At 75.6% G+C, this 25,551-nt stretch carries 28 protein-coding genes; 11 read left to right on the forward strand and 17 right to left on the reverse strand.

Annotated features, from left to right (window positions below; genetic code table 11):
* Positions 1-20: 20 nt before the first annotated feature.
* Complete coding sequence (locus VGL20_18740) at positions 21-1,091, forward strand: hypothetical protein (GenBank protein ID HEY2705722.1); 1,071 nt, start codon at positions 21-23, stop codon at positions 1,089-1,091.
* Positions 1,088-2,044 (forward strand): hypothetical protein, encoded by a 957-nt coding sequence (locus VGL20_18745; GenBank protein ID HEY2705723.1) that lies wholly within the window; start codon positions 1,088-1,090, stop codon positions 2,042-2,044. Before VGL20_18740 ends, VGL20_18745 begins: the two co-directional genes overlap by 4 nt.
* 3 nt (positions 2,045-2,047) lie before the next feature.
* Here the strand turns inward: VGL20_18745 and VGL20_18750 are convergent, their stop codons facing one another.
* The 6 genes from VGL20_18750 to hutH all read right to left on the reverse strand — a co-directional run bounded on the left by VGL20_18750 (position 2,048) and on the right by hutH (position 9,426).
* The gene (locus VGL20_18750; protein ID HEY2705724.1) at positions 2,048-3,469 is read right to left on the reverse strand and encodes an aminotransferase class V-fold PLP-dependent enzyme; all 1,422 of its coding nucleotides are present in this window, start codon (positions 3,467-3,469) and stop codon (positions 2,048-2,050) included.
* 89 nt (positions 3,470-3,558) lie between these two features.
* Positions 3,559-3,969 carry a hypothetical protein gene (locus VGL20_18755; protein ID HEY2705725.1) on the reverse strand — a complete coding sequence of 137 codons (411 nt, stop codon included), beginning with the start codon at positions 3,967-3,969 and terminating at the stop codon, positions 3,559-3,561.
* A 107-nt stretch (positions 3,970-4,076) separates the two neighbouring features.
* Positions 4,077-5,303: an imidazolonepropionase gene (gene hutI / locus VGL20_18760; protein ID HEY2705726.1), complete on the reverse strand. Its 1,227-nt coding sequence runs from the start codon at positions 5,301-5,303 to the stop codon at positions 4,077-4,079.
* Positions 5,304-5,306: 3 nt separating this feature from the next.
* On the reverse strand, positions 5,307-6,227 hold the full coding sequence (locus VGL20_18765; GenBank protein ID HEY2705727.1) for an arginase family protein: 921 nt from the start codon (positions 6,225-6,227) through the stop codon (positions 5,307-5,309).
* Positions 6,224-7,894, reverse strand: a complete 1,671-nt coding sequence (gene hutU / locus VGL20_18770) for a urocanate hydratase (GenBank protein HEY2705728.1) — start codon at positions 7,892-7,894, stop codon at positions 6,224-6,226. Before hutU ends, VGL20_18765 begins: the two co-directional genes overlap by 4 nt.
* Complete coding sequence (gene hutH, locus VGL20_18775; protein HEY2705729.1) at positions 7,891-9,426, reverse strand: histidine ammonia-lyase; 1,536 nt, start codon at positions 9,424-9,426, stop codon at positions 7,891-7,893. The genes hutU and hutH overlap by 4 nt, the downstream gene beginning before the upstream one ends.
* A 107-nt stretch (positions 9,427-9,533) precedes the next feature.
* On the opposite strand from hutH, the gene VGL20_18780 reads away from it, so the two are divergent.
* The 3 genes from VGL20_18780 to VGL20_18790 are packed head-to-tail and all read left to right on the forward strand — an operon-like array spanning position 9,534 to position 12,468.
* The gene (locus VGL20_18780) at positions 9,534-10,445 is read left to right on the forward strand and encodes a hypothetical protein (GenBank protein HEY2705730.1); all 912 of its coding nucleotides are present in this window, start codon (positions 9,534-9,536) and stop codon (positions 10,443-10,445) included.
* Positions 10,445-11,311 carry a pyrroline-5-carboxylate reductase gene (proC, locus tag VGL20_18785; GenBank protein ID HEY2705731.1) on the forward strand — a complete coding sequence of 289 codons (867 nt, stop codon included), beginning with the start codon at positions 10,445-10,447 and terminating at the stop codon, positions 11,309-11,311. The genes VGL20_18780 and proC overlap by 1 nt, the downstream gene beginning before the upstream one ends.
* A 14-nt stretch (positions 11,312-11,325) precedes the next feature.
* Entirely contained in the window at positions 11,326-12,468 is a 1,143-nt protein-coding gene (locus VGL20_18790) for a hypothetical protein (GenBank protein ID HEY2705732.1), read from the forward strand.
* Positions 12,469-12,471: 3 nt separating this feature from the next.
* Here VGL20_18790 and VGL20_18795 read toward each other — a convergent pair whose 3' ends face one another.
* Positions 12,472-13,107, reverse strand: a complete 636-nt coding sequence (locus VGL20_18795) for a hypothetical protein (GenBank protein HEY2705733.1) — start codon at positions 13,105-13,107, stop codon at positions 12,472-12,474.
* A gap of 109 nt (positions 13,108-13,216) precedes the next feature.
* Between VGL20_18795 and VGL20_18800 the strand changes: the two genes are divergently transcribed.
* Complete coding sequence (locus tag VGL20_18800) at positions 13,217-14,740, forward strand: hypothetical protein (GenBank protein ID HEY2705734.1); 1,524 nt, start codon at positions 13,217-13,219, stop codon at positions 14,738-14,740.
* Positions 14,741-14,748: 8 nt separating this feature from the next.
* On the opposite strand, the gene VGL20_18805 is transcribed toward VGL20_18800, so the two are convergent.
* Complete coding sequence (locus tag VGL20_18805; protein ID HEY2705735.1) at positions 14,749-15,621, reverse strand: SGNH/GDSL hydrolase family protein; 873 nt, start codon at positions 15,619-15,621, stop codon at positions 14,749-14,751.
* A 66-nt stretch (positions 15,622-15,687) separates the two neighbouring features.
* Between VGL20_18805 and VGL20_18810 the strand changes: the two genes are divergently transcribed.
* Positions 15,688-16,425 (forward strand): glycerophosphodiester phosphodiesterase family protein, encoded by a 738-nt coding sequence (locus tag VGL20_18810; GenBank protein HEY2705736.1) that lies wholly within the window; start codon positions 15,688-15,690, stop codon positions 16,423-16,425.
* 41 nt (positions 16,426-16,466) lie between these two features.
* Complete coding sequence (locus tag VGL20_18815) at positions 16,467-16,805, forward strand: antibiotic biosynthesis monooxygenase (GenBank protein HEY2705737.1); 339 nt, start codon at positions 16,467-16,469, stop codon at positions 16,803-16,805.
* A 25-nt stretch (positions 16,806-16,830) separates the two neighbouring features.
* Here VGL20_18815 and VGL20_18820 read toward each other — a convergent pair whose 3' ends face one another.
* The 4 genes from VGL20_18820 to VGL20_18835 all read right to left on the reverse strand — a co-directional run bounded on the left by VGL20_18820 (position 16,831) and on the right by VGL20_18835 (position 19,649).
* The gene (locus tag VGL20_18820; GenBank protein ID HEY2705738.1) at positions 16,831-17,097 is read right to left on the reverse strand and encodes a hypothetical protein; all 267 of its coding nucleotides are present in this window, start codon (positions 17,095-17,097) and stop codon (positions 16,831-16,833) included.
* Positions 17,098-17,122: 25 nt separating this feature from the next.
* Complete coding sequence (locus tag VGL20_18825) at positions 17,123-18,418, reverse strand: MFS transporter (protein ID HEY2705739.1); 1,296 nt, start codon at positions 18,416-18,418, stop codon at positions 17,123-17,125.
* Positions 18,415-18,930, reverse strand: a complete 516-nt coding sequence (locus VGL20_18830; GenBank protein HEY2705740.1) for a MarR family winged helix-turn-helix transcriptional regulator — start codon at positions 18,928-18,930, stop codon at positions 18,415-18,417. Before VGL20_18830 ends, VGL20_18825 begins: the two co-directional genes overlap by 4 nt.
* 89 nt (positions 18,931-19,019) lie before the next feature.
* A complete protein-coding gene (locus VGL20_18835; GenBank protein HEY2705741.1) occupies positions 19,020-19,649 on the reverse strand; it encodes a hypothetical protein in 630 nt (209 codons plus the stop codon).
* 113 nt (positions 19,650-19,762) lie between these two features.
* Between VGL20_18835 and VGL20_18840 the strand changes: the two genes are divergently transcribed.
* Positions 19,763-20,224 (forward strand): peroxiredoxin, encoded by a 462-nt coding sequence (locus VGL20_18840; GenBank protein ID HEY2705742.1) that lies wholly within the window; start codon positions 19,763-19,765, stop codon positions 20,222-20,224.
* An 82-nt stretch (positions 20,225-20,306) separates the two neighbouring features.
* On the forward strand, positions 20,307-21,359 hold the full coding sequence (locus VGL20_18845; GenBank protein HEY2705743.1) for a DUF2330 domain-containing protein: 1,053 nt from the start codon (positions 20,307-20,309) through the stop codon (positions 21,357-21,359).
* Positions 21,360-21,379: 20 nt separating this feature from the next.
* Here VGL20_18845 and VGL20_18850 read toward each other — a convergent pair whose 3' ends face one another.
* Both VGL20_18850 and VGL20_18855 read right to left on the reverse strand, forming a co-directional pair.
* On the reverse strand, positions 21,380-23,320 hold the full coding sequence (locus tag VGL20_18850; GenBank protein ID HEY2705744.1) for a S9 family peptidase: 1,941 nt from the start codon (positions 23,318-23,320) through the stop codon (positions 21,380-21,382).
* A 20-nt stretch (positions 23,321-23,340) separates the two neighbouring features.
* A complete protein-coding gene (locus VGL20_18855) occupies positions 23,341-23,550 on the reverse strand; it encodes a hypothetical protein (GenBank protein HEY2705745.1) in 210 nt (69 codons plus the stop codon).
* Positions 23,551-23,807: 257 nt separating this feature from the next.
* Between VGL20_18855 and VGL20_18860 the strand changes: the two genes are divergently transcribed.
* Positions 23,808-24,053, forward strand: a complete 246-nt coding sequence (locus tag VGL20_18860; protein HEY2705746.1) for a hypothetical protein — start codon at positions 23,808-23,810, stop codon at positions 24,051-24,053.
* Here VGL20_18860 and VGL20_18865 read toward each other — a convergent pair.
* The 3 genes from VGL20_18865 to VGL20_18875 all read right to left on the reverse strand — a co-directional run bounded on the left by VGL20_18865 (position 24,047) and on the right by VGL20_18875 (position 25,529).
* Positions 24,047-24,214 carry a hypothetical protein gene (locus tag VGL20_18865; GenBank protein HEY2705747.1) on the reverse strand — a complete coding sequence of 56 codons (168 nt, stop codon included), beginning with the start codon at positions 24,212-24,214 and terminating at the stop codon, positions 24,047-24,049. The two genes, VGL20_18860 and VGL20_18865, sit on opposite strands and share 7 nt — an antisense overlap.
* Before the next feature lie 123 nt (positions 24,215-24,337).
* Complete coding sequence (locus tag VGL20_18870; protein ID HEY2705748.1) at positions 24,338-25,060, reverse strand: PIG-L deacetylase family protein; 723 nt, start codon at positions 25,058-25,060, stop codon at positions 24,338-24,340.
* Positions 25,061-25,067: 7 nt separating this feature from the next.
* Positions 25,068-25,529: a cupredoxin domain-containing protein gene (locus tag VGL20_18875; protein HEY2705749.1), complete on the reverse strand. Its 462-nt coding sequence runs from the start codon at positions 25,527-25,529 to the stop codon at positions 25,068-25,070.
* Positions 25,530-25,551 lie beyond the last annotated feature (22 nt).

The following is a 25,551-nucleotide window of genomic DNA, read 5'->3' on the forward strand; positions in this document are numbered from 1 at the left end:
CAGCCCCCGTCCGCCTCGTCGTGGGGGTGGCGATCGCCGTCGTCGCGATGCTCGCGCTCTTCGCGGTGCCGGCCAGCGTCGGCTGGGGCTGGTTCGCCTATGCGGCGCTGGCGTTCGCCACCGTGGCCACGATCCGCAGCACCCCGCGTGAGCCCGGGTTCTGGCTCGGCCGTCGCATCGTCCGCCGCGCCGTCGTGCTCGCCGTCGCCGCCGACTGCGTCGCCCTGCTCGGCACCGACCTCTCCGCCACCCACGGCGCCGCCCCCGGCGGGTTCCTGATCCTCGGCCTGCTGCTCCTCAACGTGGTGCTCGGCCGGGCGACCCTGCGGCTGGCGACCGCGCCGGACGCCGAGGTGGACGAGCGCCAGGAGGCGCTGCGCAACCGCGCTCACCACCTCGCCTACTGGCTGCTCGCGGTGGCGGTCGGGGGCACGGTGCTGGTGGCCGGCGTCGCCTCGGCGGCGAGCCGTGCCTGGCTGGAGACGGCGCTGCACGGCGGGGCCTGGTGGGTGCTCGGCGAGCTCCTCTTCGTCCTCCCCGCGCTCACCCTGGCGTGGCTGGAGCCGGACCGGTTCGCACCCGAGGAGGCCGCGGTCCGCGACCGCCGCTCCCAGATCGGCCTCGGCCTGCTGGCGGTCACGGTGCTGACCCCGTTCCTGCTCTGCGCGGGATCCCTGGTGCTGCCGCTCCGGAGCACGTCGTCGGTCTCGGCGCCGATGCCGGGCCTCCCCGAGGCGGTGCGCGAGCCGGGGGCGGCGACGCCCCCCGCGCCGGCCGGCTGCCGGGAGTTCACCGCCGCGGTGCGGCTCGGCCTGGGTGCCGGCGGGGAGATCCCGCTGCACGCCCTCGCCTGCTGGGACGGCCGCTCCGCCTACGAGAGCTGGGGCCTCAACCAGAGCGACTGCACCTTCGCGTCCACCACCCTGGCGCTGTTCACCACCCGGCGCTGCTCGCGCACCACCACCGCCGACGGGACCCTCCACTTCGTCTACACCGCGGAGGCCCGGCCGCTGCTGCTCCCCTTCCTCTCGCGCGACGTCACCGTCGAGCTGGTCCTCGACCGCAACGGCACCCCGGTGCGCTTCCCATGATCCGCCGCCGCAACCGCCGCCTCCTGGTCCTCGTCACCCTCGCCCTGGTCACGCTGCTGGGCTCGGCGCTGCCGGGCTCGCTCCGCGGGCTGGGAATCGTTCCCACCCTGGCGCTCACCGTGGTCGGCGCCGTCCTGGTCCGCGCCACCGGTGGCCTCGCGTTCGCCCGCGGTCGCCGGCTCGACGAGCGCCAGGCGCAGCGGCGCGACCGGGCCCACCGGCGCGGCTTCCGGCTCCTCGGCCTCGCCGTGGTGCTGCTCCTGGTGGTCTGGTCGGTGAGCACCGGCATCGCCACCGGCTCGGGCCACGACACCTTCTCGCAGCTCGACAACGGCCTCGCCGCCCGGGTGATCGTCGCCCTGCTGGGGCTGGTGGTGATGATGCCGACCCTGGTCCTCGCCTGGACCGAGCCCGACGCCGTCGAGGAGACCGGGGCGAAGCCGGCGCCGCTGCGGCCGCTGCTCGCGGTGCCCGCGATCGCCGCGGCCTGGCTGCTGGCGGTGGTGGCGGCGCCGGCGCAGACCGCCGCCGCCTCCGGCGACGTCTCGGTCGGCGGCCTCACCGTCACCGGGCTGAGCTGCCGCCACGTCGCCACCGGGCGCGTCATCGGCGCGCAGTTCGGCGCCACCGTCGGCCTCCGCGCCGAGGTCTGCTGGAACGGGCGCCAGGCGTTCATCGTCGGAGACCCGTCGACGCCGCCCCCCGCCGGGGCGATCCCGAACGACGTCCTCCCACCCTTCGCCGAGCCCGACCTCACCGCCTGCGGCGCCGACAGCCGGGACGACTTCGCCGCCGTCACCGGGATCCGCTGCACCGCCACCACCGACCCGCGGGGCACCCTCCACTACACCGTGCACGCCCGGGTCGCCCCGCTCCCCCTCGGCATCGCCGCGCGGGACGTCGCCCTCAGCCTGGTGGTGGCCCGCGACGGCACCGTCCTGGAGGTCCCGTAGCCCTCAGAACTGGCCGCAGCCGGCTCCGTGCACGCTCGCGGTCAGCTCCGGCAGGGGCTCGATGCGGGGCAGCACCCGGGCGTCCTCCACCGGGGCGAAGTCGCCGGTCGCCGGGTCCTGCGCGTAGGCGAGGGCGGGCCCGTCGTGCACCAGCGACGCGAGGGCGTCGCAGAACAGGTCGACGTCGGCCTCGGTGGTGGCGATGCTGAAGGATGCGCGCACCGCCCCCGGGATGGTGGCGCGCTCGCCCCGGCGCAGCGCGTCGCGGATCCCCTGGGCCTGCTCGTCGGAGATGCCCAGCAGGTGGGTGATGTAGGGGTGGGCGCAGAAGCAGCCGTGACGCACCCCGATGGCGTGCTCGGCGCTCAGCGCGGCGGCCACCAGGGCGTGATGGATCCCGGGAACCGTCAGCGTCACCACGCCGACCCGGTCGATCCCGGGGCCGTCCTCCCAGAGCCGGTGGTGGACCAGGGCGGGCAGCTCGGCGAGGCGCTCGCGGGCGCGGGCGAGCAGGGTTCGCTCGTGCTCGGCGACGCGCTCCATGCCGACCGCCTCGAGGGTGGCCGCCGCCGCCGCCAGCGCCACCGCGCCGATGACGTTCGGCGAGCCCGCCTCGAGGCGGTCGGGGAGCCCGGTCCAGAGCACGTCGTCGAGGGTCACGAAGTCGACCGCGCCGCCGCCGGCGAGCAGCGGCTCGCAGCCCTCGAGGAGCGCGTCGGCGGCGACCAGCGCGCCGGCGCCGAAGGGCGCGTACATCTTGTGGCCGCTGAGGCTGAGGCAGTCGATGCCCGACGCCGCCATGTCGATGCGGCGGTGCGGGGCCAGCTGGGCGGCGTCGACGGCGAGCAGGGCGCCGTGCTCGTGGGCGAGGCGGCCGAGCTCGGCGATCGGGAGGATCTCGCCGGTCACGTTGCTGGCCCCGGTGACGGCGAGCACCGCCACCGGGTGCGCGGGGTCGCGCAGCGCGGCGGCGACCGCCTCGAGCAGCGCCTCCGGGGAGGGCGGCGGCGGCAGCGTCACCACCGGCGCCACCCGCCGCCAGGGCAGCAGGTTGGCGTGGTGCTCGACCGCGGTGGTGAGCACCACGTGACCGTCGGGGATGCGCAGGCAGTGGGCGAGGTGGTTGACGGCGTCCGTCGTGTTCCGGACGAAGATGACCGAATCGGTGGGGCGGGCGCCGACGAACCCGGCGACGGTCTGGCGCGCGGCCTCGTAGAGCCGGGTCGACACCTGCGAGGTGAAGCCGGCGCCGCGGTGGACGCTCGAGTACCAGGGCAGGGCCCGCTCCACCGCCTCGAGCACGGCGCCCATCGCCGGGGTGCTGGCGGCGGCGTCGAGGTTGACGTAGCGGCGCCGGCCGCCGGTGGCCAGGGGCACCTCGAGGTCGGCGCCGATCAGCACGGGCAGCGGAGGCGGAGTGGCCATGTGGCGGCCAGCGTACCGCGCCCATGCCATCCCGGCGGCGGGGGGTGGGGCACCATCGCGCCCCGGTCCCCACCGCCGCAGAGCGGCCGCTACCCCCTGGAGTGGTGCTTGGTCGTGGTCCTGTGGTGCGACGTGGTCGTGCCCGCGCCCATGGCCTGGCGCTGCGCCGTGCTGAGGTGGCTGCCGCAGCTGCTGTTCCCGGCGGCGCCGCCGGTGGTCGAGCCGGTGCTGCCGCTCAGGCTGGAGCCGGTGCTGCCGCTGGTCGAGCTGCCGCCCGAGGCGCCGCCGAGCAGCGGAACCATGAGCTGGTCGAGCAGGCCGAGGCTGTTGCCGACCTGGTTCTGGCCGCCGAGGGCCCCGTTGACCCCGTTCGAGGCACCCCCCGCGATGACGCCGCAGGCCGCGCCGGTCCCACCGGACGAGGCATGCCCCACGACGGAGAACGCGGAGGCGCTCAGGGTGGCTGCGGCCGCGATCGCCGCGAGGTGCCGGATGCGCATGTGGTCGTTCCCTCCCTTCCCGTGTGCCGGGCTCACGGCCCGTGCGACCCTTCCGACGATCGGGGTGGGCGAATGTGTGCGCCGCTTGGTGCGTTCGTCCGGGCAGGTCAGCCGCCGGCCGCCACCCTGCCCCCGCGGACCACGGTCCGGACCGGCGCGGCACCGAGGTGGTAGCCGAGGTCGAGCCAGTGCGGGGTGTCGAGCACCGCCAGGTCGCACCGCATCCCCGCCCGGAGCACTCCCCGGTCGCCGAGGGCGAGGGCGGCGGCGCCTCCGGCGGTGGCGGCGACCACCGCCTGGGCTGGGGTGAGGCCTCCGAGCGCCACCGCCAGGGAGATCATCAGCGGCATCGACTCGCTGTAGCAGGTGCCGGGGTTGCAGTCGGTGGCCACCGCGACCCGGGCGCCCGCCTCGAGCAGCCGCCGGCCCGGGGGCGGCGGCCCGCCCAGCACCAGCGCCGCCCCGGGGAGGATGACCCCGACCACCCCGGCGGCGGCGAGGGCGCGGAGATCGCCGTCGTCGGCGTGCTCGAGGTGGTCGGCGCTCACCGCCCCGGCGGCGGCGGCGAGCCGGGCGCCGCCGCCGCGGCTGCGCTGGTCGGCGTGGAGCTTCCCCCGCAGCCCCACCCGCCGGCCCGCCTCGAGCAGCCGGAGGCACTCCTCGGGCCGGTAGGCGCCGCGCTCGCAGAAGGCGTCGACGAAGCGCGCCAGGCCGGCGGCCCCCTCCACCCCGCTGCCGCACGCGCGGGCGACGAAGGCCTCGCGGTCGCCGTCGGGGAGGGCGTGGAGGGGCAGGTACGTGGTCAGCACGTCGGGGAGGTCGGGGTCCTCGCCGAGCGCGAGGGCGGCGCGCAGCTGGCGCAGCTCCGCCTCCTCGTCGAGGCCGTAGCCGCTCTTCACCTCGACGGTGGTGGTGCCCGCGCCGAGCATCCGCCGCGCCCGCGGCCGGGCCGCCACCACCAGCTCCTCGAGGCTGCCGGCGCGGGTGGCGGCGACGGTGGCGCGGATGCCCCCGCCGGCGGCCGCGATCGCCTCGTAGCCGCGTCCCTCCGCCCGGGCCGCGTACTCGCCGCTGCGCTCGCCCAGCCAGACCAGGTGGCTGTGGGCGTCGACGAAGCCGGGCACCACCGCCGCCCCCCCGGCGTCGAGCACCACCGTGCCGGGACCGACCGCGACCGCGCCGGTGACCTCGGCCGCGGTCCCCACCGCGAGGATCCGCGACCCGGCCGCCGCCACCGCGGCGCCCGCCACCACCCCCGGGGCGTCGCCGCGGTCGGGGTCGCAGGTGACCAGCGCGCCGATGTTGCGCACCAGCAGGGTGGCGGCCGCCTCCATCGCTCAGATCGCGGTGGACAGGGCACGCCGCCGCTGCACCAGGCCGCTGCAGAAGGCGAGGAACACCGAGGCCATGCAGCGCACCGTGGCGCCGGCGAGGTCGGCGGCGGCGTCCACCTCGGTGAGGTCGACGGCGACCACCCGGGGGTCGGCGCCGAGCAGGTGGGCGGCCTCCTGGAGATGGTGGGGGGTCAGGCCGCCGGGCATGCTCGCCGGGCAGGCGGGAGCGAAGGCGCGGTCGAGCACGTCCATGTCGATGTCCACGTACACCCGCCGCGCCCCGTGGCGCTCGAGCACGGCGAGCACCTCGTCGAGCAGCCGGGCCATCCCCACCGACCGCACCTGCCCGGCGCGGCGCATCTGCACCCCGCGGTCGAGCGCCCAGCGGTGGTGCTCGGCGGTGTTCGCGAAGCCGTGGAGACCGACCTGGGCGACCCGCCTGCCGGGGAGGCCGAGCTCGATCAGCTCGCGCACCGGGGTGCCGTTGCGGGGGCCGCCGATCGCCGAGCGCACGTCGTGGTGGGCGTCGAGGGTGAGCAGCCCCCAGCCGTCGCCGAGGCCGCCGCCGGCGAGGCCGCAGAGCGCCGGCCGGGTCAGCGAGTTGTCGCCGCCGATGACCGCGACCACCGGGGCGCGGTCGCGGGCCGCGGCCACCGCGGCCTCGAGGCGCGCGTGCGCGGCGGCGGCGCCGGCGTCGTCCGCGTCGCCCTCGATGTCGCCGAGGTCGAGCACCGGCAGGTCGGCGAGATCGATGCCGTGGTCGCCGTCGAAGGTGCTGAACCGGGTCAGCGCGCGGCGGAAGGCGGCGGGGGTGAGCTGTGCCTGCGAGGGGCTGATCGAGGCCTTCGCCAGCGGGGCGCCGAGCACCGCCAGGTCCGGGCTCCCGCCCCCGTCGCCGCGCTCCAGCCACTCCCGCGCGTTCACGCCCCGTCGCCCACCACCGGGATGCGCACCCCGTGCTCCGCGGCCGCCGCCCGCGCCTCCGGGTAGCCGGCGTCGGCGTGGCGCATCACCGCGGTGCCGGGGTCGTTGGTCAGCACCAGCTCGCAGCGGCGTGCCCCCAGCGCGGTGCCGTCGGCGACCACCTGCGCGCCAGCGTGGATGGAGCGTCCCATGCCGACGCCGCCGCCGTGGTGCACCGCCACCCAGCTGGCGCCCGACGAGGTGGCGAGCAGCGCGTTGAGCACCGGCCAGTCGGCGATGGCGTCGCTGCCGTCGCGCATCGCCTCGGTCTCGCGGAAGGGGGAGGCGACGCTGCCGCCGTCGAGGTGGTCGCGGCCGATGACGACCGGCGCCGAGACCTCGCCGCGGGCGACCAGCTCGTTGAAGCGGAGCCCGGCGAGGTGGCGCTCGCCGGCGCCGAGCCAGCAGATCCGCGCCGGCAGCCCCTGGAAGGGCACCCGCTCCTGGGCGAGCCGCAGCCAGCGGTGGAGGCGCTCGTCGTCGGGGAAGAGCTCGGCGACGGCCCGGTCGGTGGCGGCGATGTCGGCGGGGTCGCCGCTGAGGGCGACCCACCGGAAGGGCCCTCGCCCCCGGCAGAAGAGCGGCCGGATGTAGGCGGGGACGAAGCCCGGATACGCGAAGGCGTCGGCGAACCCGCCCCGCCGGGCCTCGTCGCGCAGCGAGTTGCCGTAGTCGAAGACCTCGGCGCCGCGGCGCTGATAGGCGACCATCGCGGCGCAGTGCCGGGCCATCGACTCCCGGGCGCGCTCGACGTACCCGGCGGGGTCGGCGGCGCGCAGCCGGGCGGCCTCCTCGACGGTGAGCCCGGCGGGGATGTAGCCGCCGAGCGGGTCGTGGGCGCTGGTCTGGTCGGTGACCACGTCGGCGGCGAGCCCGATGTCGAGCAGCGCGGGCAGCGCCTCGGCGGCGTTGGCGGCGACCCCGACGCTGAGCGGCCGGCCCTCCTCGCGGGCGGCGTCGCAGCGGCGCACCGCGTCGTCGAGCGACCTGGCCACCTCGTCGAGGTAGCCGATCGCCCGCCGCCGCTCCACCCGCGCCGGGTCGGCGTCGAGGCAGAGGGCGACGCCGCCGTTCATCGTCACCGCCAGCGGCTGGGCGCCGCCCATCCCGCCGAGCCCGGCGGTGAGCACCAACCGGCCCCGCAGGCTGCCGCCGAAGCGCTGCTCCGCCACCGCCGCGAAGGTCTCCCAGGTGCCCTGGAGGATCCCCTGGGTGCCGATGTAGATCCACGACCCCGCGGTCATCTGGCCGTACATGGTCAGGCCCGCCGCCTCCAGCCGCCAGAACTCCTCCCAGGTCGCCCACGCCGGCACCAGCAGCGAGTTCGCGATCAGCACTCGGGGCGCCATCTCGTGGGTGCGGGCGACCCCCACCGGCTTGCCCGACTGCACCAGCAGGGTCTCGTCCTCGCGGAGGTCGCGGAGGCAGCCGACGATGGCGTCGAAGCAGTCCCAGGAGCGCACCGCCCGGCCGGTGCCGCCGTAGACGACGAGCCGGTCCGGGTCCTCGGCGACCTCGGGGTCGAGGTTGTTCATCAGGCAGCGGAGCGCCGCCTCGGTCTGCCAGGAGCGGCAGCTGAGCGCGGCCCCGTGGGGGGCGCGGACCGGGCGCGGCCCCGCCGGGCTCACCGCAGCGGCACTCCGCAGGCGCGCTCCACCGGCTCCCGCCAGCCTCCGGCGGCCAGCCACGCGTCGGCGGCGGCGAGGTCGCCGGCGAGGGGGCGGTCGGCCTCGAGCCGGGGCACCCGCTCGCGCAGCGCGGCGATCAGGGCGCCGGTGGCCCTCCCCGGCCGGCCGGGGCGGCGCATCTCCAGCGCCTGGGCGCCGGCGACCATCTCGACGGCGAGCACCCGGCGCAGGTCGGCGACACTGCGGCGGGTGCGGAGCGCCGCCGTCCATCCCATGGAGACGTGGTCCTCCTGGCCGGCGCTCACCGGCACGCTCTGGGTCGCCACCGGCGCGGCGGCGGCGCGGAGCGCGGTGACGCAGCCGGCGGCGGTGTACTGGGCGATCATCAGCCCGCTGTTCACCCCCGGGTTGGGGCTGAGGAAGGCGGGCAGCCCCCGGGAGCGGGCGGGGTCGAGGAGGCGGTCGACGCGGCGTTCGCTGATGGCGGCGAGGTCGGCGCAGACCCAGGCGAGCATGTCGGCCGCGTAGGCGAGCCCCTGGCCGTGGAAGTTGCCCGAGCTCATCACCTCACCGCGCTCGACCAGCACCAGCGGGTTGTCGACCACCGCGGCGAGCTCGCGCTCGACGGTGGTGCGGGCTGCGGCGCAGAGGTCGCGGGCGGCGCCGTGGACCTGGGGGGCGCAGCGCAGCGAGTAGGCGTCCTGCACGGCGTGGTGGGAGGCGCGGTGCGAGGCCACCAGCGGGCTGCCGGAGAGGAGGAGGCGCAGGTTGGCCGCCGCCGCCTGCTGGCCGGGGGCGGGTCGAAGCGCCACCACCTCCTCGTCGTAGGCGCGCCCGGTCCCGAGCAGCGCCTCGAGGCTCATCGCGCAGGCGCAGTCGGCGGCGGTGAGCAGCCCCTCGAGGTCGGCGACGGCGAGCGCCAGGGCGGCGGCCATGGCATCGGTGCCGTTGATCAGCGCCAGCCCCTCCTTGGTCGCCACCGTCACCGGCCGCAGGCCCGCGGCGGCGAGCGCCGGCCCCGCCGGCTCGGGGTCGCCGTCGGCACCGACCACCCAGCCCTCGCCGAGCAGGCAGAGGGCGGCGTGGGCGAGCGGCGCCAGGTCACCGGACGCGCCCAGCGAGCCGAGCTCGGGCACGTGCGGCAGCACCCCGGCGTTCAGCAGCGCGGCGATCGCCTCGACGAGCAGCGGTCGCACCCCGGAGTAGCCGGCGCAGAGGGTGCGGGCGCGGAGCAGGAGCATGCCGCGCACCACCTCGGCGTCGAGCGGCGGCCCCATCCCGGCGGCGTGGCTCCGCACCACCGCGGTCTGGAGGGTGGCGCGGTGCTCGCGTTCGATGGCGCGGTCGGCGAGGGCGCCGAAGCCGGTGGTGACCCCGTACACAACCGCGTCGCTGCGGTCGAGCTCGTCGACGAGCGCGCGGGAGGCGGCCATCCGCTGCCGCGCCAGCTCGCCGACCTCGACCCGCGCCCCGCCCCGGGCGACGGCGAGGACCTGCTCGACGGAGAGCGGCGACCCGTCGAGGACGATCATCCCGCGCAGGGTAGCGTCGCGGTCGATGACCTGTTCAGGGGCGGCGGGGCCGGGCTGCGCTATCGTGGGCGCTTCTGCCCGGTCACGTTGCTCTCGAGGTCGCCCCGATGCGCTCCGCCCGCCTCCTGCTCGCCGCCGGCGTCGCCGCCGCGCTGCTCCCCGGCTGCGGAAGCTCGTCCGCCATCAACGGGCTCAGCCCCAAGGACATCGTCAAGCTGACCTCCCAGAAGGTCGCCACCCAGTCGCTGCGCGCCGACCTGAGCGGCCGGTTCATCGTCGACGCCAGCCACCTCACCGGGGTGAGCGCCGCCCAGCTCAAGCAGTTCGGCGCCAGCGGCAACGGCTACACGCTGACCGGGAGGGAGGACCAGGAGAGCACCAAGCGGCTCCAGCTCCTGGTCACCCTCCAGCCCGACTACGACAACGCCACGATCGTCGTCTACGACGGCCAGACCTACTACTCGAAGGACGGCAGGAGGTTCGCCGCGGCGGGGCCGCTGAGCTCGCTGACCGCCGGCATCGGCATCACCCCCGGCGACCTCACCAACTACCTCGGCTACCTCGGCGACATGAAGGACCTGGGCAGCACCACCCAGGACGGCATGACCGTCGAGCACCTCCAGGCCCCGATCGACCAGAACGTCCTCGACCAGGTGCTGGGCGCCTCGGTGGCGTCGCAGAGCCCCAACCTCGGCGGCCTCGCGAACCTGTTCAAGCAGTTCATCACGGTGAAGGCCGGAACCCTCGACGTCTACGTCGACCCCGCCACCGCCAACCTCGACCGGGTCGACATGAAGCTGCAGTTCTCCTTCGACTTCTCGAAGATCGCCAGCCTCTTCGGCGGCTCCGCCAGCCCGGCCCCGAGGAAGGGCGGCCCCGGCGGCACCCTCGACTTCGACGTCGCCGTGGGCAGCCACCTCCACGACTACGGGGCCAAGATCTCGATTCCCAAGCCGACCGTCGATCCCAGCGCCCCCAAGCCGCCGGCGGGCGGTCTCTTCGGCGGGCTGGCCGCCTGATGGACGCCCGGGCGGCGTTCGCGGGGGCGCGGGTGGGGGTGATCGGCACCGGCGCGATGGCCGAGGCGATGGTGGCCGGGATGCTCGAGACCCACGTCGTCGACCCCGGCCAGCTCTGCTGCAGCCATCCCCGCGAGGAGCGGCGCCGGCAGCTCGCCGAGCGCTTCGGGGTCTCGACCGCCGCCTCCAACCAGGCCGCCGCCGAGGGGGCCGACGTGGTCCTGCTCGCGGTCAAGCCGCAGGTGCTCCCGACGGTGATGCCGGAGCTGCGCACCGTGCTCACCGACGACCAGCTGGTGGTCTCGGTGATCGCGGGGGCGAGCACCCGGGCGCTGGGCGACGGCCTCGGCCATCCCGCGATCGTCCGCTCGATGCCGAACACCCCCGCGCAGATCGGCCAGGGGGTGACGGTCTGGTACGCCACCGGGGCGGTCACCCCGCCGCAGAAGGAGCGCACCCGCACCATGCTCTCGGCGCTGGGTCGCGAGTTCGAGGTGCACGACGAGGGCCAGGTGGCGATGGCGACGGCGGTGAGCGGCACCGGGCCCACCTACATCTTCCTGTTCATCGAGGCGCTGGTCGACGCCGCCGTCCACCTCGGCTTCCCCCGCCACGTCGCCCGCGACCTGGTGCTCGACACCATGCAGGGGTCGGCGGCCTTCGCGCTGCGCAGCGGGCGGCACGTCGCCGAGCTGCGCGACATGGTCACCTCTCCCGGGGGCACCTCGGCGGAGGCGCTCTACGAGCTCGAGCGTGGCCGGCTGCGCACCGTGGTCAGCGACGCGGTCTGGGCCGCGTACGAGCGCACCCGCCAGCTCGAGGGCCGCCTCGAAGGTCGGGACGACGGCCAGCGCAAGCGCCGGTAGACAATGGGGCCAGCGTGATCGGCCCCCCCTCGGTCCTCGACCCCGCGGAGTCTGATCTTCGCGCCGTCCCGCGCCGCCGCCCCGGCCGCTCACGGACCGCGCGGGCGGTGATCGCCGCCCTGCTGCTGGCGCCGCTGGTCGCCGCCGGCGGGATCGAGCTGGGCGGGCTCCAGGCGGTCAGCGGGGCCGTCGGCGACGCCCAGCGATACCGCGACACCCACGCCTACGACCGCGCTGTCGCCGTCTACCGGGCGGTGGCGGCGAAGACCGGGCCGCTCTACCTGCTCGCCCGCAACCGGGTCGACGCCGCCGACCTCGACGCCCAGAGCACCCTGCTCGACTGGGCGCGGTCGCTGGCCTCAGCCGGGAGGGTGGACGACGCGCTGGCGGCGGTCGCCCAGGTCACCGGTCCGGCGCTCATCCCGGAGCGCCAGCGCGAGTCCGCCCGGATCGCCCTCGACGACGCCCGCGCTCAGTCGGCCGCCGGCCACTTCGACGTCGCCCTCCGCCGCCTCGACGCCGCCCTCGCCGGGATGCCCCCCGACGACCTGGCGAGCCAGGCGAGGGCGCTGCATCCCGCTTACGCGCTGGGGGCGGCGCGGCTGCTGCTGCAGCGGGGCGAGGCGGCCGGCGCGGTGACCGCCCTCGACGACCTGATCGCCGCCGCGCCGGCCAGACCGGAGTCGGCCCAGGCGCTGGCGCTGCTCCCCGACGCGGTGCTCGCCGCCGGGCGCCAGGCGATCGGCCGTCACGACGAGGCCACCGCGCTGAAGGACCTCAACCGCATCATCGCCCGCTTCCCCGGCACCTCCCAGGCGCGCGCCGCCCAGGAGATGCTCGCCGCGCCCCAGCCGGTGCAGGGCACGCTGGTGCGCCACGACGGCGGGCCGGTCACCGGCACCCTGGTGCGGCTCGGCAGCCACTACCGGGCGGTCCTGGGCGGCTACGAGACCCAGCCCCCCTACTACGTCTCCCGCACCAACGACCACGGCGATTTCAGCTTCGCCGGCGTGCCCCTCGGCGAGTACGTCGTCGAGGTGCAGCAGGGCGAGGGCTGGACCACCATCCTCACCCCCGAGGGCCAGCCCGCCTACCGGGTGGCGGTGGACCCGCTCACCCCCGTCGACCTCGCCTTCGTGGTGGTGCCGACCAGCTAGCCCTCACCCGAAGGCGACCCGGAACGCGAGCAGGGTGCCGGCCGCCAGCAGGGTGACCATGGCGAGGGTGGGGAGTGCGAGGGCCAGGCCGGCCCGCAGCCGCCCCAGGCCGGTGGCGGCGCGGACCGCGTACCAGGCGGGCACCGCCACCCAGGCGCCCACCAGCAGGCTGAGCGGGAGGGTCACCGCGTTGAGCGGGCGCCAGATGCCGGCGTGGGCGATCTGCAGGGCGATGGCGGGGATCGGGATCGCGGCGCTGAGGCAGGAGAGGGCGTTCACCCAGCCGATGCCGGCGAGCAGCCGCCCCCAGTCGACCGGGGCGCCGGCACGCCAGACCCGGACCAGCATGCAGGTGCCCGCGTAGCCGCCGATGGTGACCAGGGTGAGCGCCCCGAGGGCGAGCAGGGTGAGGGCGAGGCGGTGGCCGTTCAGCCAGGTCAGCCCCAGCGCGATGGTGCGGGGGACGGTGCGCGGCTGCTCGGGGGCGGGGGTCACGCCCAGCGGGATCGCGGTGAGCAGCACCGCCGCGGCGGTGACCGCAGCCGCCTCGGCGAGGCTGCGCTCGGCGACCGCGCGCATCGCGGTGCGCCGGGGGTGGCGGAGGTAGCCGAGGCTGTCGGCGGCGGCACGGCCGATCATCGGTCCTCTCCTGCGCTGGGGGAGCACGGTGTTTGTGGCAGACTTCGGGGCCCGCCCCGGGAGGGCGGCGCCTTGACCATAGGTGAGGAGCGGTGAGCGGGATCCGGCGATGCGGCTGACCCGCCGGCCGGAGGCCCCCGACGTCTCCACCGGCCAGGTCGAGCGCCTCCGCGAGGCGGTCGACATCCTCCACCGCGTGATGGGGATCACCGACCGCGCCTTCCGCGAGGCGGTGGTCGACGGCTACATCGTGCTTCCCCCGACGCTGCGCGAGCGGGTCGCCACCACGGTCTCGCCGGACGTCCACGCCGACTACCTCGCCCGGATCGCCGAGCTCACCACCCAGGCGGGCCGGCTGCGGGAGTGGGCGGCCCGGCTCCCCGAGGCGGGGGTGGTGGTGCCGGAGCCGCAGGCGCTCGACCCGGTCCGGCTGCTCGCCTGGATGCGCCGGTCGGCGGCAGAGGCCGCGGTCGCCCCGGTCGCCCCGGTCGGCGGCGTGCCCGCGCCCGCGGTGGCGGCCCCGGCCCTGCCCCCGCCCGCCCCCGCCGCGGCGCCGCCGGCGGCCACCGATCCGCCGGCGCCCGTCGCCGCCGGGCCGGGCGCCGCCGGGCAGCACCGCCCCCTGATCGTGGCGGGCGCGCTGCTCGCCGTCACCGCGGTCGCCGCCGCCGGGGTCGCGGTGCTCCGGCCGTCGTCTCCCCCTGCCCGCGCCCGCGACACCTCGGTGACCACCGGGCCGATGGCCACCCCGGGCGCTCCCCCCGCCCGCCGGGGAGAGGCGGTCGCCGCCGGGCCGGGCAGCCAGGCGGCGGTCCTCTTCGGCGGCGTGTCCCCGGGCGGCGGGCTGCTCGCCGACACCTGGGTGTTCGACGGCCGCCGCTGGTCCGAGCTCCATCCCGGCGCCGCGCCGGCGGCCCGGGCCGGCGCCCTGGCCACCTACGACGCCGCCCGCCACGTCGTCCTGCTCACCGGCGGCCGGGGCGCCGCCGGCGCGCTCACCGACACCTGGGCCTGGGACGGCGTCGGCTGGACCGCCCAGCTCCCCGAGACCCCACCCCGGCTCGGCCCCTGGTCGGGGATGGCCGCCGACGCCGCCACCCGCTCGGTGGTGCTGGTGACCGGGCGCGGCGGCGCTCCGGCGCAGACCTGGCTCTGGGACGGCCGCAACTGGTCACGGCCCCTGCCCGCGGTCGAGCCGGTGCTCAGCGGGCCGCCGGTGATCAGCCTCGACCCGCTGAGCGGGCACCCGCTGCTGGTCACCGCCGCCGGTCCCGGTGCCGTCCCCGCGTCCACCTGGAGCTGGGACGGGCACACCTGGAGCCTGCGCACCCAGGCCCCGGCGGTGGTGGTGCGTCCCGGGGCCACCTGGATGGCCGCCGACCCCACCGCGCACCGGGTGCTCCTCTTCGAGACCGGCACCGCGGGGGGCGCGACCTGGGTGTGGAACGGCAGCCGCTGGAGCTACGTGTTCTCGGCGGTGGCTCCGGCGATCGGCGCCGACGGGATCGCCGCCGCGCTGGTCACCGACCCGCTGGCGGGACGGCCCCTGCTGATCGGCGCCGGCGCCCCCGGCGACGCCACCCGCTTCCGCCGCGGCTGGCACTGGCGCGGCGACGGCTGGATGGCGGGATAGGCCGAGCCCTACGCCGGCGGCGGCACCGCCCTGATCACCGCCTCGGCGAGCCGCTGCTGACCCTGCACGGTGGGGTGGATGTCGACGTCGGCGCAGTCGATGAGGCTGCAGAGCGGGGCCCCGTCGGCAGGATGGTTGATCGCCGCATGGAAGTCGGCATAGCCGTCGCCGAGCCGGGCCGCGAGGGCGGCGATGGCGTCGTCGATCGGGGCGAGGAGGGCGTCGGTCCGCGGCGCGGCGACCGCGAACGGGTCGTAGACGCCGGCGATCACGATCGGCACCCCGGCGGCGGCGGTGTGGAGCTCGGTGACGATCGCCTCGAGGTGGTCGAGCAGCGCCGTCCGGGTGGTCCCGAGGTCGCCGTTGAGGGCGTGGAGGAGGTCGTTGCTGCCCAGCGCCACCACGATCAGCCGCAGGTCCTGGCCGTGGGCGGAGATCGCCTCCAGGGCGGCGGCGCGCTGTGACCGGTGGGCGAGCAGGGGCACCTGCCGGCGTCCCGAGCAGCGGATCGCGTAGGACACGGTGGTCTCGCCCGGGCAGGCGACGTCGTAGAGGCTCCAGGCCCGTCCCTGGGCGGCGAGCCGGCTCTCCACCCGGGGTGCCCAGGAGATGTTGGTGCCGGCCAGCGCGGCGTCACGGGTGTAGCCGAAGGTGACCGAGTCGCCGATGGTGAGGAACCACGGCCGTCCCGGCTCCGGCGGCCGCCCCGCCACCGGCACGTCGACCGCGCCCGGCCCGCCCACCCCCGCCGCTGGCGGGCTCGGGGTCACCGCGGGGAGCCGCCCCGCCGCCTGGGTGGTCAGCCCGGTCCCCGAGTGCGCTCCCCAGGCCGCGACCGCACTGAGCACGAGGACGGCCGCAGGGGCGCGGAGGCGCGACATCTCGAACCCATGGTACGCAGGTCCCGAGATCGGCGCCCTCGCCGGCCCGGCTGCGACCATGGGACGGTGCAGCTCATCGGCCACGCCGGCCTGGCGGGCTCCCGGCCCGGGGGCACCCACGACCGCGCCGGTCTCGACGCGGCGCTGGACCTCGACCTCGCCCGTCTGGAGGTGGACGTGGTCCGGTGCGGGGACGGCGCCGTGGTGCTGCGCCACGACCTGCTGCTGCCGTCCGGTCGCCCGCTCCCCGGCGTGACCCTCGCCGAAGCGCGCGCCGAGGCCCCGGGGCTGCTCACCCTCGACGAGGCGGTCGAGCACCTCGCCGGCCGGCTCCCCCTGCTCCTCGACATCAAGCACGACGCCGTGGTGGACGCCCTCGGCGCCTGGGCGGCGGGCCGCGCCGACTCCGACCTCCTCGCCGTCTGCACCGACGCCGCCCCGGCGCTCGGCCACCTCCGCGAGCGGGCGCCGCGGATGGCCCGCTGGCGCACCCTGCCGGTGCACGCGCCCCACCCTGACACCGCCGCTCGCCGGGTCGCCGCCTGCGCCACCCGCTCCCTGCTCCCGGGGCGGCTCGAGTGGCTCGCCGCGGAGGTGGGCGCCGCCGCCGTCACCGTCGACCGCTGGGCGGTGACCGCCGGGCTCTGCGCCGCCGCCCGCCGCCTCGGCCTGCCGCTCACCGCGTGGACGGTCAACCATCGCCGCGTCGCCGCGCGGATGCGCCGGCGGGGGGCCGACTACGTCACCACCGACCGGCCCGGGCTGCTCGGCGCCGCGCCGCGGGCCGCCCGCGGGCTGGGATGATGCGGGCAGCCACCCACCCCCCGCGATCCCGGGAGCCCGCCATGTCCGTCGTGAAGATCAACGTGCTGACCGTGCCGGTCGAGATGCGCGAGACCCTGGAGAAGCGGTTCGCGGCGCGCGCCGGCGCAGTCTCGTCCGAGGACGGCTTCGAGTGGTTCGAGCTGCTCCGGCCCACCGGCGGCACCGACCAGTACATGGTCTACACCCGCTGGCGCAGCGAGGAGGACTTCGACCGCTGGCGCACCTCCCAGGCCTTCGACCGCGGCCATGCCCAGCACGCCAGGGGCGGTCCCGCGGCCTCGGGCTCGGAGCTGTGGAGCTTCGACGTGCTCCAGTCGGAGGGGCCCCGGGCCGCCGCCGAGGCCTCGACCGGCACCTGACCGGGCGATCAGGACCCCGGTGCGCTCAGCGCGGCGCCATCACCGTCCAGAACTCGGGGAAGTAGCCGGCGATGTCCTCGAGCGCGAAGCTGCGCAGGATCGACTCCGGCGGCTCGCGCTCGAGCAGGAACTCGAACGCCCGCCGCAGGGTCAGCTCCGGCGCCTCGCCCTCCGCCGCCACCCGTCCCAGCACCTCGGGCCGGGCGGTGACGCGGTGCTCGGTGCGGCCGGCGACCCGCACCGTGTAGAGGTCGCCGCCGCCGGCGGTGACGGTGACCGCGGGGCTGCTCATCGCCCCCATGATGCCGGAACCGGGGTCAGGCGATCAGCGAGGGGACCTCGCCGGCGGGCTCGGGGACGGGCCGCGAGCGCGCCCGCCGCCCCGGCGCCAGGACCCGCCGCCACACCAGGGTCCCGGCGGCGGCGGCGGCCACCGCGGTGCCGCCGGCGGCGAGCAGGGCCGGGGTGGTGCCGCGCTGGCTCAGCCAGCCGGTGAGCACGCCGCCCAGCGGGGCGGTGCCGAAGAAGACGTAGGCATAGAGGGAGAGCAGCCGGCCGCGGAGGTGGTCGGGGACGACCAGCTGCAGGGTCGCGTTGCTGTTCGAGGTGAACAGCGAGAAGGCCACCCCGATGACCGCGAGGATGATCGCGGCGGGGATCAGGCTGCGCTGCGGAGCCAGCAGCAGCTCGCCGGCGCCGAGGGTGGCGGCGCCGCCGAGCAGCACCGGCCAGCTCGCCCGACCCCGGGTCGCCGAGAGCAGGGCGCCGGCCAGCGCCCCGGCGCCGAAGGCCGCGGAGAGGGCGCCGAACACCTCGGGCCCGGCGTGCAGGGTGTGGGAGGCGAGCACCGGCAGCAGCACGTTGAAGTTGATGCTGACGGTGGCCACCGCCAGCATGATCAGGAGCACCAACAGCACCGGGGGGGTGACCCAGGCGTAGGCGAGGCCCTCGCGGAGGCCGCGGAGCACCGACGTCCGGGTCTCCGACCGCGCCACCGGGTGCAGCTCCTCGCGGCGCATCAGCAGCAGCGCGGCGAGGACCGCGAGGTAGCTGCCGGCGTTGATCAGGAAGCAGAGCCCGACCCCGGCGCTGGCGATGATCAGGCCGCCCAGCGCCGGCCCCATGATCCGCGAGGCGTTGAACAGGCTGGAGTTGAGCGCGATCGCGTTGGGCAGCTCGCGGCGGCCCACCATCTGCATCGTGAAGGCCTGCCGCGAGGGGGTGTCCATCACCATCACCAGGCCGCTGAGCGCGGCCACGGCGTCGACCTCCCAGACCACCGCGACGTGGGTGAGGGCGAGCACCGCCAGCAGGGTGGCGCAGAGCATCGATGCCGCCTGGGTGGCGACCAGGGTGCGGCGGTTGTCGAGGCGGTCGGAGATCACCCCGCCGAGCAGGCCGAGGACGGCGAAGGGCCCGAACTGGCACGCGGCGAGCACGCCGACGGCGCCCGCGGAGTGGGTGAGCTGGAGCACCAGCCAGGCCTGGGCGACGTTCTGCACCCAGGTGCCGGTGACCGAGACCACCTGCCCGAAGAACCAGAGCCGGTAGTTGCGGTGGCGACGGACGCTGGCGAAGGTGCCACCTCGGCCGCGATGCACCACCGCGCTCATCTCGCCACCGCGGCGGCGTCCCCGCCCCGTGAGCGCGCCGGCCCCGGCGCCTCGAGCAGCAGGCTCAGCGGCTCGACGGCCTCGGCGACGGCGCGGAGCTGCTCGTCGCTCAGGGCGCGCAGCCGGGTGGCGAGCCAGGCGGTGCGCAGCGAGCGGGCGGCGAGCAGCACCTCCGTCCCCTCGTCGGTGACGCGGAGGCCGACCCGCCTGCGGTCCGGCACCTCGCCTCGGGTGCGGGTCACCAGCCCGGCGGCCTCGAGCCGGTCGATGTGGGCGCAGATCGTCGGCGCCGAGGTGCGCTCCAGGGCGGCGAGGTCGCTGATGCCGATGCCGGGCCGGTCGCGGACGGCGCCGAGCAGCGAGAGCTGGCCCGGGGTCACCCCCAGGGAGTCGATCTCCCGGCGCATGTGCCGGGAGATGTGGAGCAGCACCGGCCGCAGCCGGTTGGCCACCGCCAGGGGGTCGAGGGCGGCGGCGTCGGAGGTCGGGGAGGGGGGGACGGGCTCGGACATATGGTTCGCTCGTCGAACTATACATCATCCGGACGCGACATCGCACCATCCGCGTGGATCCGTGCCGGGGGGACGTCCTGCCGGGCGCCTCAGCAGAGGGGCGGGGAGGAGGCGTAGATCGAGCTGTTCGGGCCCCCGTTGTGGCACCGGATGTCGTCGGCGAACCAGCCGTCGCCGGTGCGCAGCACGAGGACGTCGAACTGGATGGGGGTGCCGTTGACGCTGAGGTCGACCTCGACGGTGTAGCTGTCGATGGCGGGGAGCACGGTGGGTGCCTTGATGTTCACGCCCTGCCACTGGGACTGGCACCGGCACAGCTGCTCGACCCCGCGGATCGGGTGCCGGTTGAGCTGGGCGGCGAGCCGCGAGGTCACCGGGCAGGCGCCGTAGCCGGAGGACCCCATGCTCGGGCAGTTGGCGAAGCCCGACGACGGGTAGAGGTCGGCGGCCACGGTGGCATCGCCGCGCGGGTCGTCGGGCGGCACCCGGGTCACCCCGCCCTCGGCGGGAGTGGAGGTGGCCGCCGGCGTCGACGGGACCGGCGTGGGGGTGGGCTGCGGGGTCGGCGACGGCGACGCCGAGGGGGTCGGGGTCGGCGGCGCGGTGGTGTCGGGCAGGGGCGGGGCGGTGGCCCGTGCGACCCCGCCGGACGACCCGCACGCGGAGACCAGCAGCGCGGTGAGGGCGGCGGCGAGAAGGGGGCGGCGGCGACGCGTCACCGGGCGGGTATAGCAGGTCGGCCGCAGGCCGTGAGAACGGGGGAGGGCGGCGGCGCGCGCTCCTGGGCTATCGTCGTGCCCCGATTCCGGATCAACCAGCGCGGAGGATCGACATGGCCGTCGAGGTGGGTTCCGAGGCCCCCGACTTCACCCTCAAGGACGAGAACGGCAAGGACGTCACCCTCTCCGATCTTCGCGGTCGCAACGTGGTGCTGATGTTCTACCCGCTGGCCTTCAGCGGCGTCTGCACCAAGGAGCTGCACGACATCAGCGCCGCCGCCGACAAGTACGAGGCGGCCAACGCCGAGGTGCTCGCGGTCTCGGTCGACAGCCACTACACCCTCGCCGCCTTCAAGCGCGACGAGGACCTGAAGGCGCACCTGCTCGCCGACTTCCACCCCAAGGGCGCGGTGGCGCAGCAGTACGGCACCTACATGGACGGCATCGGCATCGCCGGCCGCGCCACCTACGTGATCGACAAGGACGGCAGGGTGGTCCACAAGGTGACCAGCGAGGTGATGAACCCCCGCGACCAGGAGGAGTACCTCACCGCGCTGGCGGCCTGTCCGGTCTAGGGCCTCGGCACCTCGGGAACCTGCGGGCGCGGCGGCGCGTCCTCTTCTCCGAGCTCCCACGCCGGGGGCAGGAGGAGATGACATGCACCGGAAGCTTCTGGCGGCCGCCGCGCTCGCGGGCGGGCTCGCCGTGCTGGGCACCGTTCCCGCCGCCGCGTGCGGGGGGCTGGTCGCCCCCAACGGGGCGGTCCGGCTCGCCCGGGCAACCACCTTCGTCGCCTGGCAGGGCGGCGTCGAGCACTACATGACCAGCTTCGGCTACCAGGGCGACGTCCCCGGCCTGGGCTGGATCGTCCCCCTGCCCGCGGTGCCCGACAGGGTGGAGAAGGGCGGCGGCTGGACCCTGCAGCGGCTCGAGCGCGAGACCCACCCGCAGGTGGCGGAGGCATTCGCCGCCCGCGGCGCCGCGCCCGGCGCCGCGCCGGCGCAGGTGCTGCAGCAGGTGCAGATCGACGCCCTGGACATCACCGTGCTCAAGGGCAGCGGCCAGGCGGTGGTCGACTGGTGCAGGCAGAACGGCTTCACCCTTCCGGACGAGACCCGCGCCCACCTGCTCGCCTACGCGGTCACCAGCCCGATCTTCATGGCCGCCAAGTACGACATCGCCGCGGCGCGCCAGCGCGGCCAGTTCAGCGGCGACGGCACCCCGGTGCTGATCACCATGCACACCCCGCACCTCTGGGTGCCGCTCGAGGTGCTCGCCAACGCCCTCGACCCCGTCGTCGCCGACCTCTACCTGCTCACCGCCACCCAACCGGTGGCGCCGGAGACGCTGGCTCCCGGCTTCGTCCTCGTCTCCCAGCAGCGGATGAGCAGCTCGCTGCAGCGCGACCTGAGCACCGACCGCAACATGTCCTGGGTGCCCCAGCAGGGCTGGCTCAGCTACCTCACCCTCAACGCTCCCAGCCCCCAGGTCACCTACGACATGAGCGTGACCCCGGACGGCGGGGTGCGGCTGGCCTCGATGGGCGTCGGCCCGGTGGCGGGGGCGAGGCTCCCGGCGCTGGCGCCGGTCCCGGCCCCGGCCCCGCGCTGGCGGACGCCGCTGATCGCGGGCGGCGTCCTCCTCGGCGGCCTGGTGCTCGCCGCGGTGATCTCCCTCGCCGGCATGCGGCTGCGGCGCCGGGGAGCCTGATCCCGGTCCTGGTCGGGGGGCTACGGCCCCCCGGGCAGGTTCTCGATCTCCACCGGCTCCAGGGCCTCGGCGAGGGGGAAGCCCAGCACCCGCGAATAGAAGTACAGCTCGCCGTCGAGTGAGCGGCGGATGTTGGCGGCGATGCGGAAGCCGTGCTGCTCGCCCGGGAACGGGACATAGGCGCAGGGGATGCCCTTGCGCTTCAGCGCGTCGAACATCAGCTCGGCCTGGTTGGGTGGGACGATCCTGTCCTCCAGCCCCTGGAAGAGGATCACCGGGCAGCTGAGCCGGTCGGTGTGGTTGATCGGCGAGCGCTCGCGGTAGAGGGCCGCCGCCTCGGGGAGGGGCCCGATGAGGCGGTCGAGGTAGCGCGACTCGAACTTGTGGGTGTCGCCGACGAACACCTCGAGGTCGCCGATGCCGAAGTGGCTCGCGCCCGCCGAGAAGGTGTCGCGGAAGGTGAGCGCGCAGAGGGTGGTGTAGCCGCCGGCGCTGCCGCCGGAGATCATCAGCCGGTCGGGATCGGCGTCGCCGCGCTCGACCAGGAAGCGCGCGCCGTTGGCGCAGTCGTCGACGTCGACCACCCCCCAGGTGCCGTAGAGGCGCTCGCGGTACTCGCGGCCGTAGCCGGTGCTGCCCCCGTAGTTGACGTCGAGCACGGCGATGCCCCGGCTGGTCCAGTACTGGATGGGCAGCCGGAGCAGGGTGGTGGCCGCCGCGGTGGGGCCGCCATGGGTCTCGACCAGCAGCGGCGGCCGCTCGTCGTCGGGCCCGCGCCACTCCTGGTTCCGGGGCGGGTAGTAGAGCGCGTGGGCGGTGCGGCCGCCCTCGGTGGGGAACTCCACCGCCTCCGGCTGGGACAGGTATCCCTGGTCGACCTCCACGCCGCTGCTGCGGCGCAGCACCTCGGTGGCCCCGCTCTCGACGTCGACGTGCACCAGCGCGGCCGCGAGCACCGGCGACCCGCCGGCGAACACCACCCCGCCCTCGTGGGCGCGCAGCCAGGGGCTGATCTCGGTGAACTGGGTCTCGACCTCGCACAGCCCGGTCTCGGGGTGGAGCTCGTAGAGCCGCCACTCGCCCCGCTGGGTCGCGGTGCAGACGATGCGCTCCTCGGCGAGGAAGGTGTAGGTGGTCCAGCCCAGCATCCAGGCGGGGCGGGCGAACTCCATCTCCGCCGGCGCCAGCGCCTCGAGCTCACCGCCGCGCCAGCGGTAGAGGTTCCACCAGCCGGTGCGGTCGGAGACGAGGTGGAGCACGCCGCCGGGCGACCACGCCGGCACCGTCACCGACTCGCGGGGGCCGCCGGCGACCCGCACCCGCTCGCCCGGGCGGCCGGCGGCGTCGAGGTCGGCCACCCACAGCTCGGTGCCGTCCCAGGGGAGGTCGGGATGGTTCCAGGTCAGCCAGCAGAGCCGGCCGCCGTCGGGGCTGACCCGGGGCGCGGCGCAGAAGTCCGAGCCCGAGGCCAGCACCTCCGGCGGCCCGCCCTCGAGGGGCACCGCGGCGATGCTGTTCACCGCCTCGGAGCCGCCGCCGGTGTGGTCCTCGAGCACGCAGAGCAGCCGCGAGCGGGCTCGGTCGAGGCAGAGGTCGGCGTAGCGGAGGTCGCACTCGGGGGTGAGGGCGACGGGGTCGCCACCGGCGTCGCAGCGGTACAGCCGCTGGTCGGCGAAGTTGGTGAAGTAGAGGGTGTCGCCGTCGACCGCGAAGCAGCTGCCCCCATACTCGTGCACCCGGGTGCGGGCGTTCCAGCCGGGCCCGAAGGCGTCGGTGACGCCCCCGTCGGCGCGGCGGCGCATCACCACCACCCGTCCCTGCTCGGCGGGGCGCGCCTCCGCCCACCAGACGTCGCCGCCCTCGACCTCGATCTGGCCGATGCCGACGGTGTCGGAGACGATCAGCGCGGAGGTGATCGGCGACGGCCACGAGCCGTGGGGCGCGGTGCGGAGCTCGGTCATGGGGCGGGCCAGCCTAGCAGCTACCGCCGCCCACGCCGCCGCCCACGCCCGGAACCCCCGGTGCGACCCGGTCCTGCCCGCAGCAGCGTCCAGCGTCTCCAATCGTGCGCCACCACCCCGGGGAGGACGACCTCCAGGGTGACCAGCTCGGGAAGCTCGACGTCGCGGAGCACCAGGACCAGTTCGATCTCCTCGAAGACCGGTTCGTCGCCCTCGGTCTGCTGCGCCATCGACGCACACCTCCCACGCGGCGGTCGCACCGGAGGAGGGCCTGAGCGCTGGTTGGCCGGCCGGCCGCCGGAGCGGGGTCGCCAGACGGTAAGTGTATGATGAGTACACCGGACGTTACAAGTACTTGCTTTTGCTGTCGGATGCACGTTATATTTCCTCCAATCTGCGCTCCCGGGGAGTGCACAGAGAGAGGACGGGGCGCAGCAGCCGGCAACGGGGGCGCACGTCCGGCTCCGGGAGGATCCTGATGACGCGGATGGCCAGCAACGCGGATCCGGACGTCGCCTCGTCGCCCGCGGTGGCGCGGGTGACCGTGAACCTGCCGGCCCGGGTGTGGGAGGACCTGGGACGGATCGCCGACGAGTGCCAGATCTCCAAGACCGAGGTCCTACGCCAGGCGATCAGCACCGAGGTGCTGCTGCGCAAGATCCGGAGCGAGGGTGCCGACGTGTGCATCCGGCGACCGGACGGCACCCTCGAGCGGATGGTCTTCACCTACTGACCGGAGAGGCGCAGCTCGATCTCGCGGCTGCGCAGGACGCTCTCGCAGAGCGACCGGACGCTCCCGTCCACCCGCAGGATGATCGCCCCGTCCCCGTAGCCCAGGTGCACGAGGTGGAGCACGAGGTAGATCACCACGCCCAGCCCCAGCAGTCTCAGCATCGCCCGGCACCTCCTGTGACGGAAGCCTGGGCTGAGTCTATGATACGTATAAAATACGTGCAATAAGCGCGCTACTACCGTCACAGGAACGTGACGAGCACGGCGCTCCGGGGCCGGCGCCGGTCAGACGGCGCTGATCACCCGGAAGGCCTCGGCGAGGCGTCCCTCGGGCAGCCCGCCCTGGCGGGCGATCGCCGCGCCCCACTGGCGCATCGCGTCGGCGAGGTCCTCCCAGCCACCCACCTGGCTGCGGTGGCACTGCAGCGCCTGCACCTTGCGGTCGAGCTGGTCGGTCACGTCGACCCAGGTGTCAGGCTCGGGGAAGGCCATCATCCAGACCTCCTCGACGGTGTGGGGCTCGAGCCCCTCCTCGAGCAGCTCGGGATGGGCGAACGGGTTGCGCGCGTCCGGGTAGACCGCCGCCATCGCCGCCACCCCGGCGGCGAGGTGGTCGGGATGGCTGGCGAAGATCCGCTGCCAGTTGCGCTCCGGCGAGGGGGCGACCACCCGCTGAGGGCGCACCCGCCGGATCACCCGGGCGATGTCGCGGCGCACCTCGAGGGTGCTCTCCAGGCGGCCGTCGGGATGGCCGAGGAAGCTGAGGTCGGTGACCCCGACGCACCCTGCCGCCGCGGTCTGCTCCTCGCGGCGCAGCCGGGCCATGTCGGCGCGGGTGACGCTCCGGTCGGAGCCGCCGGCATCGCCGTCGGTGAGGATGCAGTAGGAGACGTCGATCCCCTCCGACGTCCAGGTCGCCACCGAGCCGGAGGCGCCGAAGTCGATGTCGTCCGGGTGCGCCGCGACGACGAGGATCCGCTCGACCGGAGACGGGGGGCGCTGAGCCACTCTGGGACTATTTGACCACGTAGCTGCCGAACATCTGCGTGGGGTGCACCGCGCAGTGGAAGTGGTAGGTGCCCGCGGGCTGGGCCGGCACCGCGTAGTCGACGGTCTTGGGACCGGGGACGATGTCGCCCTTGAAGAGCTCCTTCGCGTTCTTGTCGACGTCGGGGTCGGCGCTGAAGATCGCCAGGTTGTGGGGCAGCGGGTCCCTGTTGTCGAAGTGGACGGTGACCGCCTGGCCGGCCGGTGCCGCCAGGCAGTTGGTGGTGAACATGGTGTTCTGGGCGATCAGCGTCAGGGTGGTCCCCGAGGGCATGCAGGTGGCGTTCACCGACATCCCCATGCCGGTGCTGCTGGACATCGACATCGACGAGCTGCTCGACGTCGCCGCCGAGGGCGGCGAGGCGGAGCCCCCGCAGGCGGCGAGGAGCGCGGCGGCTCCGGATCCGGCGACCAGTCCGCAGCGTGTCATCTGGCGTGTCCTCCAGGGCCGC

This window comes from Candidatus Dormiibacterota bacterium, from assembly GCA_036495095.1.
Classification (GTDB): domain Bacteria; phylum Chloroflexota; class Dormibacteria; order Aeolococcales; family Aeolococcaceae; genus CF-96.

Coding starts and splice junctions, on each gene's coding strand:
- VGL20_18745 (HEY2705723.1), top strand. CDS start 1,088: ATGATCCGCCGCCGCAACCGCCGCCTCCTGGTCCTCGTCACCCTCGCC.
- VGL20_18750 (HEY2705724.1), bottom strand. CDS start 3,469: ATGGCCACTCCGCCTCCGCTGCCCGTGCTGATCGGCGCCGACCTCGAG.
- VGL20_18755 (HEY2705725.1), bottom strand. CDS start 3,969: ATGCGCATCCGGCACCTCGCGGCGATCGCGGCCGCAGCCACCCTGAGC.
- hutI (HEY2705726.1), bottom strand. CDS start 5,303: ATGGAGGCGGCCGCCACCCTGCTGGTGCGCAACATCGGCGCGCTGGTC.
- hutH (HEY2705729.1), bottom strand. CDS start 9,426: ATGATCGTCCTCGACGGGTCGCCGCTCTCCGTCGAGCAGGTCCTCGCC.
- VGL20_18780 (HEY2705730.1), top strand. CDS start 9,534: ATGCGCTCCGCCCGCCTCCTGCTCGCCGCCGGCGTCGCCGCCGCGCTG.
- proC (HEY2705731.1), top strand. CDS start 10,445: ATGGACGCCCGGGCGGCGTTCGCGGGGGCGCGGGTGGGGGTGATCGGC.
- VGL20_18795 (HEY2705733.1), bottom strand. CDS start 13,107: ATGATCGGCCGTGCCGCCGCCGACAGCCTCGGCTACCTCCGCCACCCC.
- VGL20_18800 (HEY2705734.1), top strand. CDS start 13,217: ATGCGGCTGACCCGCCGGCCGGAGGCCCCCGACGTCTCCACCGGCCAG.
- VGL20_18805 (HEY2705735.1), bottom strand. CDS start 15,621: ATGTCGCGCCTCCGCGCCCCTGCGGCCGTCCTCGTGCTCAGTGCGGTC.
- VGL20_18815 (HEY2705737.1), top strand. CDS start 16,467: ATGTCCGTCGTGAAGATCAACGTGCTGACCGTGCCGGTCGAGATGCGC.
- VGL20_18820 (HEY2705738.1), bottom strand. CDS start 17,097: ATGAGCAGCCCCGCGGTCACCGTCACCGCCGGCGGCGGCGACCTCTAC.
- VGL20_18825 (HEY2705739.1), bottom strand. CDS start 18,418: ATGAGCGCGGTGGTGCATCGCGGCCGAGGTGGCACCTTCGCCAGCGTC.
- VGL20_18830 (HEY2705740.1), bottom strand. CDS start 18,930: ATGTCCGAGCCCGTCCCCCCCTCCCCGACCTCCGACGCCGCCGCCCTC.
- VGL20_18840 (HEY2705742.1), top strand. CDS start 19,763: ATGGCCGTCGAGGTGGGTTCCGAGGCCCCCGACTTCACCCTCAAGGAC.
- VGL20_18845 (HEY2705743.1), top strand. CDS start 20,307: ATGCACCGGAAGCTTCTGGCGGCCGCCGCGCTCGCGGGCGGGCTCGCC.
- VGL20_18850 (HEY2705744.1), bottom strand. CDS start 23,320: ATGACCGAGCTCCGCACCGCGCCCCACGGCTCGTGGCCGTCGCCGATC.
- VGL20_18855 (HEY2705745.1), bottom strand. CDS start 23,550: ATGGCGCAGCAGACCGAGGGCGACGAACCGGTCTTCGAGGAGATCGAA.
- VGL20_18860 (HEY2705746.1), top strand. CDS start 23,808: ATGGCCAGCAACGCGGATCCGGACGTCGCCTCGTCGCCCGCGGTGGCG.
- VGL20_18865 (HEY2705747.1), bottom strand. CDS start 24,214: ATGCTGAGACTGCTGGGGCTGGGCGTGGTGATCTACCTCGTGCTCCAC.
- VGL20_18875 (HEY2705749.1), bottom strand. CDS start 25,529: ATGACACGCTGCGGACTGGTCGCCGGATCCGGAGCCGCCGCGCTCCTC.